Source organism: Deltaproteobacteria bacterium, assembly GCA_030654105.1.
Taxonomy (GTDB): Bacteria; Desulfobacterota; SM23-61; order SM23-61; family SM23-61; genus JAHJQK01.
This window is the reverse complement of record JAURYC010000184.1, coordinates 1-7,857: the sequence shown is the minus strand read 5'-3', so window position 1 is coordinate 7,857 and position 7,857 is coordinate 1. Positions and strand designations below refer to the sequence as shown.

7 protein-coding genes are annotated in these 7,857 nt (G+C 48.5%); all 7 read right to left on the bottom strand.

Annotated features, from left to right (window positions below):
- Positions 1–294 (bottom strand): hypothetical protein (locus Q7V48_07740; GenBank protein ID MDO9210625.1); only part of this gene is annotated, 294 nt, incomplete at its 3' end.
- On the bottom strand, positions 269–2,731 hold the full coding sequence (locus Q7V48_07735; protein MDO9210624.1) for a DUF1156 domain-containing protein: 2,463 nt from the start codon (positions 2,729–2,731) through the stop codon (positions 269–271). The genes Q7V48_07735 and Q7V48_07740, both read right to left, overlap by 26 nt.
- The gene (locus tag Q7V48_07730; protein ID MDO9210623.1) at positions 2,728–3,906 is read right to left on the bottom strand and encodes an ATP-binding protein; all 1,179 of its coding nucleotides are present in this window, start codon (positions 3,904–3,906) and stop codon (positions 2,728–2,730) included. Before Q7V48_07730 ends, Q7V48_07735 begins: the two co-directional genes overlap by 4 nt.
- A 128-nt stretch (positions 3,907–4,034) precedes the next feature.
- Positions 4,035–4,607 carry an ORF6N domain-containing protein gene (locus tag Q7V48_07725; GenBank protein ID MDO9210622.1) on the bottom strand — a complete coding sequence of 191 codons (573 nt, stop codon included), beginning with the start codon at positions 4,605–4,607 and terminating at the stop codon, positions 4,035–4,037.
- Between the two features lie 810 nt (positions 4,608–5,417).
- Complete coding sequence (locus Q7V48_07720; protein MDO9210621.1) at positions 5,418–5,966, bottom strand: ORF6N domain-containing protein; 549 nt, start codon at positions 5,964–5,966, stop codon at positions 5,418–5,420.
- A 142-nt stretch (positions 5,967–6,108) separates the two neighbouring features.
- On the bottom strand, positions 6,109–6,741 hold the full coding sequence (locus Q7V48_07715; protein MDO9210620.1) for an ORF6N domain-containing protein: 633 nt from the start codon (positions 6,739–6,741) through the stop codon (positions 6,109–6,111).
- Between the two features lie 11 nt (positions 6,742–6,752).
- On the bottom strand, positions 6,753–7,857 hold a 1,105-nt coding region (locus tag Q7V48_07710; GenBank protein MDO9210619.1), incomplete at its 5' end, for a DUF3883 domain-containing protein.

Here is a 7,857-nt window from a genome sequence, read left to right as displayed (position 1 = left end):
TGCTGTAGTTTCTCGGCTTCTCTCCAACTTGTCAGCAACAGCCTGTGCTCCTCCTTCCCCGAAAAGCTGGTTTGCTCTTTCCGCTAATGACAGGAGTCGAACTACCCCCTTTTCAGTTTCAATTATGCGGCCTTCCCATTCAGGGAGATGAATCCCAAGGGGTTGCGCGAAACGGCGCACTACATCAAAAATCAGGCTAAATCCCGGCTTTTTCTTTTTCGGCTTTTCCTCGTCATCATCTTCGCTTTCCGCTTCCTCTTCTATCTCTTCATTTTTGCCTTTTCCCTTCACCATTGGTGCTCTGCAGAGTCCAAAGGAAAAGGGCTGTCAGACGGGCGTCCTCCTCAAGTGCACCAGCAAGCCCATTCCGGGCTTTGGCCTCGGCGGTCCCCAAGATCTGCTCAAGAGCTGTACGACCAACAACCTCCCAGACTTTCTCCAAAAACTCAGCCAGCTTAACCTCGCGTCCTTCGGCAGTCTCCACTTTCGAATAGCGGCTGAAGATTTCCAGGGCTGGCCCGATGCAGGCAAAAACAAGATCCGCCCCGCGAATGCCTTCTGATTGGAGACGTTCTATCCAATCGCCCACCCTTTCAGGAAGTTCGCGGAGAACACTGCCCCAATCCCCTACGGCTGCCTCCTCTGGCCGGGGGCGACAGATGATATGAACACTCGCGGCGAGGGCGGCAACATCACGAGCGTTAAATCGATGACCCATTTCTGTTGTAACAGGCCATGATGCAGTGATAACCCACCTTGCCTGCAGCATTGCGTTAAGCAGGGCTTCCCAGCCTTCAGTCGTCTTGTGAGCGAATACTACACAACCCATCCCATCTTCCCATAGTATCCGCTTTCCTTCAGCGAAAGCTTGTGTCATCCCTCTTTCAAAAAATTCTTTAGTCTTGGGTACCCCATCCCGGCTGGAGACGGTGGTAACTGTTAATTCCTCTTTCTTGGGAACTAAAGGATTAAAAGGATCAAACGGGTCATGCAAAAGCGGATGGGACGGCAAAAATCGTTTGAGCCAAACAAAGAAAAAGTCGGATAAATCTGCGTATGCCACCGCATCATAATAGGGAGGATCAGTGAATAGCAATTTGGCTGAGTGGGTTGGAAGCGGCAGATCACAAGCATCTGCTATTTGAATTTGTCCCGCAGCCCAATTTGAACCTATTGTCTTAAGATTCGATACCATATTGTCTAGGACCTGGCTGAAACTACCACTAGATTCTGAAATACAAACCCCTTCAGCGAAATCCCATGTAGCCGGTAAATCATGCCTTGTAAAAATTGAACGGGGACATTCAGCTACGGGCTCCCATCTGCAATTTGCGCAAGCAAGCTCTATTAATTTCGATATTGTCAAGACGAGCAGTTCTATCCTCGGTGCCATTCCCTGGGTTTCATTTATTGCTCGTTGAAGAATCTCTCTAATGAGTTCGAGAGACAACTTTTGACGTTCTGTAAAATAATCTCCCCAATTTTGCATTCCATAGACCCGAGGAGAACCAATCGAACGGTGCCCATGTTGCCAAGGTAAGGGTTCGTCGGGTACCCTGCTCAAGCTATTGGGGAGTGGTGTGGAGGCAATTTCCAGCAATTTTATTTGAGCCTTCCGGACAGCATCATAATCTAGCGCCGTTGGTAATCGGTAATTCCTTCCTTGCTCAACAGGTTTAAGAGTTACAACAGCCATAAGGCGCGCGCCGCCATTGCGATTTCCTTTTTTATCAAAAATCACATCGCCTCCGCCCCGCTGAACCGTAAGCTGCGCCCGCACGCGTTCTGGAGAAAGCACTGTACCGCAGCAGAGGCAGGTTGCCTTGGCTCGGGTTACGGTGCCGGGCGGCACTTCTTCATCACTCTTGGGCTCGAATATTTCAAATCGAAGGGCTGTTGTAGGGGTCCCTTGGCGGGATACCTGCCCTTGGGCTGGGCGACCACGCTGGGCCGCCCATGCAGAATCAACAATGGGCCGCAGGGCCCTCTTCCGACTGGCCTTTTTGCAAAGCCAAAAAGAGCGTACAAGCGGAATTTCTGCACCACAATTCGGAGCTTCGCATCGTACCGTGCGCGCCCACAGATAGGCCATCGGTCTCGAACCATCTGGGTCCGAAGGGTAGAATTCAGCAAGTTCCTTCTCCGCTGCTTTTTTAATTTCCTTTCCTACCTTGCGCAGTTCTTCGGCCAGCTCTGGCCCATGGCGAGGGATGTCCTCCAGCATGACCTTGAGGATCAAACATGCGACAGGATTTAAGTCACTGGCGAAGGCCTCGCACCCAAGCCTCAGGGCCTCAAGGGGAATTGACCCTCCACCAGCAAAAGGATCAACCACCAATGGAGTTTCTTCGGGGTGGGCCGCTTTAACCAATCCTCTCCCAACTTCCAGAAAAGTTCGATCGGATGAATGATCCCAATTCGAAGATTCACCGATAAAATAAAGAAGGGCTTTTCTTAAATCTTCATCTTTCGGTCCAACATTTCCTTGTACTTTTGGCAATAATTCACGCGCCTTCTCTCTGAAATCCCCCGGACATTGAGGGTCGCACGGATCGGGTAGCAAAAGGCCCAGCAGCATTGCGCGGCATGAAGCCAGCGGCCGCCTCGCCCACCATAGATGGAGCGTCGACGGATGCCCATGCCGAATCGACTTCTCCCTCGCCGCATGTTTTGAGACCACAGCAATTGGAAAATCAACTTCAGCCAGCCGTTTACATTCCTTTGGGATCATCTAGATTGATTTTCCTTCCACAAGCGAACGGTAAAGCTCCGCTCATCAGCAATGAAATCCGGTTCTGTGCCGTTATGAGCAAACATTCCTGGGATTACCTTTTGCCGTATGCCCATTCCCCTGAAATCAACATACCGATAATCTCGCATTACATTTACGAGCGTCTGGTTGCGTGCATACCGAAGACCAACTTTCAATCCATCAACAGTGACGGTGTTGGGCAATGGACCCGGGCTTCGGACCTCAAGGCGATCGGCAAAAATATTCAACGAAATATCGGTTCCTGCGATGCTGTAGTCACGGTGTACCAGCGAATTGACGATTACCTCTCGCAAGACTTCTTCAGGATAACTAGGTCGATCCACCCGTCTTGCTCCTCCTTCAAGGTGGGCGGTCACCTCCGTATTACGTTTTATAAAATCAAGAGCCTGCTCCACAAGACTGGATTCTAAAAGACTGGGTTCTAAAATCGCCCCATCTTGTGAAAATAAAGGGGTCATGGCTCCTTTCAAATCCTGATCGGCACGGGTTGCATAATCTGGATGATCTCCTGGGTAAGCGATGGCACGAATGCCTGACTGGGGGATGAAGCGTTTGGGATTTTTCCCGAAAAGAAGCATACCATCAATGGTTACAGTCACCAGATCATCTGATTTTATGAGGAGGTCCATGTTAAGCAACAGCCGTTCCCATTCCGCCGCATTTTCATCAGAAGGATATGAGGATCCAAGTACTCGGCCTAAATAATCCTTCAAACGGCGGCGATCCAAATTGTCCAAAGAGCTTCCCGGAACAGGTTTTAATCCGTATTGAATTCGTCCGGAAGCTTGGAACATTCGTTCCAACTCACCCGGATCGAAAAGGCATAAAAAATGAACTCCATCTTTCGTGAAGGCTTCGAACCCAGGAAATCCGTATATACCGGCCTCCCGCGCTGCCTTTATCAACTTCTGTCCACTTTTCACCCTATAATGGTCGGTTACGGCAATAACCTCGATTCCGTTTCTTTTGCATTCATCGATAATGGCGCTATTATAGTCCTCTTCTTTAACAAACTTTGTTTGCTTTTGATGCCTCTGCAAATATTCAAATGGATTAACTTGAAGAGCGCATTTATAAAAACGTGCGCCACCAGGCAGTTCAAGCGCCTTGAGTATGGGATCATTCATTGCCATCGCTTGCCTCCATAATTTTGGCTATCTCCCCCACCAGCTATAAACGTTGCGGGGTCTTTAATTTTGATATTCTTTGATTCCCCCCGAATTCAGAGTCTCAAACGACAATAATATTTGAATTGGTGAGGTTAATTTGGGTGTCTCTTTTTTACTCTGGCCATATAGGGGCTATGCCGCTCTTTCAGATGAAAGCCAATCTTTTTCCTGTCCGCCTTAGGCTGCGTCATGAGTTGGCGAATCGCATCAAAAATCGCCTTGCCCTGGGCATCGTATTTCTTTTCTAATGCTTCCAGTTTACGTGCCAGGTCAGCATTGGAGGCGAGTAGTTTTCGTAACCGAACGAAGGCCCTCATGATCTCGATATTAACTCTGATCGCCCTTGGACTATTCAATACACTCGACAACATGGCTACACCTTCTTCGGTAAAAGCATACGGGGGATAGCGTCGGCCTCCTCTTCCGCTCTTCAGCTTTGAGGTCACAATTTGTGACCTCAAAAAAGCAAACTCTTCTTTGCTCAACTGGAACATAAAATCTGGAGGAAATCGTTCTATATTCCGTTTTACAGCCTGGATCAAAACCTTCGTAGAAACCCCGTAAAGAAATGCTAAATCTTCATCCAGTATGACTTTTTCTTTTCGGATGAGTAGGATTGAATTTTCAATTCGTTCTGCGGGAATTAAGGATGTCGCCTGAGCCATAAGGGTAACCCAAAATTATAATGAAACAGTGATCTCATATGGGTAGCCAAGGATCAAAAACTGTCTTTTCCTGGGCAAAACGTTAATTGCTTAGCCTCTTGAACCGGTCACAATTTGTGACCAGCTCCTTTTTTCTTGCTGAGCGATGCATGCAATCAAGCTGCAATTGTCACGCCTTTCACTCCGGATCTCCCCAAAATGAAATAGGATCATTTATCTCTTTCGTGATCCTAATAATGGTTCCATGATTCTACCGTATATTACCACGTTTATTATCACGTTTTCGGTGGTTATTACCACGTTTCTCCCAGAGGGCATTACGGCCCGTTCCCCCGCATAGGAGTCTCCGTTCTTTTCGCAGGCGGTTCAAAATCACTCGGATCATACCCCGGCTAATGGAAGGGCATGCACGTTCCAGGTCGGAAATAGAAAAGGTTGATGGAAGCCTTTCAATCGCTTGCTCGGATTTCATTGACTACCCCTTTTTCTCTTGGCCATCATAAGATAAGGGCTTTTCCCGAACCTCCATGGCCTGGGTCACAGCATCTATTGACAAATAATAATGATCCACTTTCTTCACTTCATGCCATTTGAGGCGAGCAGTCATGATCCGGGACGTTGTTGAAAATATTCACTTCTCCCTTTCAACCGATTTTTTCTGTCTTTGCATGCAAAAAAAGTTTCGGGTTTCGAGTTCCGCGTTTCCCATAAAACTTCCTTTCTTGCGCCAAGGTGCCAAGGATGCAAGTTTCTGGGGATCGAATCTTTATTCTTGACAAAAGCCTTTTCTTTCATAATTAAAACTCTCATTCATCCCTTTGCCCAATAAGCAGCCCGTTTTTCTTTTAATTGGAAACCGATTCGCTTTTTTGGTGTTTCCTTTGGGGCCATCAGTTGGCGGATGGCCGTAAAAATGGTTTGAATCTGCTCATCATGATCTTGAAGGTGCTTTTCCAATTCCACTAGTTTTCTTGCCACTTCTTTTTGTGACGTCATCATACCCCTGAGGCGGACAAAAGCACGCATGATTTCTAAATTCACTTTGATCGCCCTCGGGTTATTCAATACACTCGACAACATGGCCACACCTTGCTCTGTGAAGGCAAAGACATTCGGAGCATGTTTTAAACCGGGACTTATCACAGATTGTGATAAGTCCCGAATCTCTTGGCGGGTCAATGTGAACATGAAGTCATTTGGGAAACGGTCCTTGTTCCGACGAACTGCCTGATTTAATACTCTTGTCTCAACACCGTAGAGTTGAGCCAAATCTCTGTCCAGCATAACTTTCTGTCCGCGAATCAGATAGATCACCCGTTCGATCCGCTGGGCAGGTATTAAAGCCACTTCACTTTTCATATTCCTAGGCTCATCTCCTCTATGATTATGTGGTCGCAATTTGCGACCACCTGCACTGTGGGGTCCGGTCTTTAATCTTGATATTCTTTGATTCCCCCCGAATTCAGAGTTTCAAACGACAATAATATTTGAATTGATGAGGTTAATTTGGGTTTCTCTTTTTTACCTTAGCTATATAGGGGCTATGCCGCTCTTTCAGATGAAAGCCAATCTTTTTCCTGTCCGCCTTAGGCTGCGTCATGAGTTGGCGAATCGCATCAAAAATCGCCTGCATTTGTCCGTCATGATCCTTCAAATGACGTTCTAACTCCTCCAGTTTTCGAGCGAGTTCTCTGTGTGACGACAGCACCTGGCGCAGCCTGACAAAAGCCCGCATGATTTCGATGTTGACTTGAACCGCTCGTTCGCTATTTAGAACTGAAGACAGCATCAATATTCCATGCTCCATGAACGCATACGGAGCGTACTTGATGTGTTGGCCACGCTTTAAGGTCACATTTTGTGACCTTAAACGGGGTGCCATAACATCGGCCCACCAAATTCTTGCTTCTTGGGTGGTCAATTGAAACATAAAGTCTTCCGGAAACCTGCCTTTATTTCGCTTGACCGCCTGGTTTAGAACTTTGGTGGACACACCATAAAGAACGGCTAAATGACGATCGAGCATCACCCTCTGGCCACGAATTAGGAAGATTAATCGCTCGATCCGCTCAACAGGAATTACGGCGACATTCTTTTCCATTTCCGCTTTCCTATTTTTCACTCTTTCAGCCATTCGATTCGTTATCATTCCTCCCGGCCTTTGAAGTCTGTCAAATCTTCCCGTATCTGCATAGGTTGAGTCACAGCATCTACTGACAGATAATAATGGTCAACTTTCTTCACTTCGTGCCATTTGAGGCGGGCGGGGTCTTTAACCGGATCCTGTAGCTTCGGTTCCTCCTTGCAGTTAGTGACGATATAGAGCCAGTAGCAATCTCGCCTGTCCTCTGCAACCCGCCGCTCATTCGGAGTCAGCAGGACCGTCCCGGAATCCCCCCCAATCCCTTTGATTTCAATAAGCCGCAGCTCCCCGGAGTTCAGATCCAGGCTGGTGATATCATAGCCAAGATTCTTCTCATGGACGTCATAAACCTGGCGGCCTTGGGCAGCCTCATGTTCTATGACTATCCGCATGGCAACCGCCTCGGTCTCTAAATCCGGACGGAGGCGGCGCATTTCGGGTGTTTCCCGTTCCGGATGGGGCAGAATCAGAACGCTGGTGATTCGCTCTACTCCTTGAAGCGAGAGGGCCTTTTGGCGTCCCAGTTCCTGGCGCCGCCTCTCCCGCCGGGCGAGAAGTTCGGCATGTCGTGCTTCAGCCTGGGCCAGGCGCCCCTCCGCTCCGGTAACTTTCTGTTCAACTTCCGAGGCTGCCCGGCCAATCTCTTCGTCTGCTTTTTGTAAAAGCTCCGTCAGGGAAAACTCTATGTGCTCGGCAATGTTTTCAATCTCATGAATTCGTTCAGCGCGAACCTCTTCCAGAAAAGGCGTGAGCGCATGCTCGTTAAGCCATGCGGTGGCCTCGGAGGAAACCGCGACGGGAGGAGGATTTTGTGGGGCATCCGTTGGCATGAAATTCCCGAGTATGCCGGGGTCCTGGATTTGGGATTTACCATTGTCTCCAATTTCCACTGCAAAGAGGCGTTCGTGAATCACTTGGCCAAGGCCGTCCACCACCCGAGCTCGGTAAAAATCCAGCCGGGCGGGAGACTCATGCTGAAGGGAATAGAAACAGGCCCCTTTCCCGAGATGTTCCTGCGCCAGATTCAGGTCGTGCCTTCTGAGGGCCTCAAAAAGAGGATGTCCCGGAGTGACCCATTCGAGGTTATTCTTCTCGGCAATCTCCCGG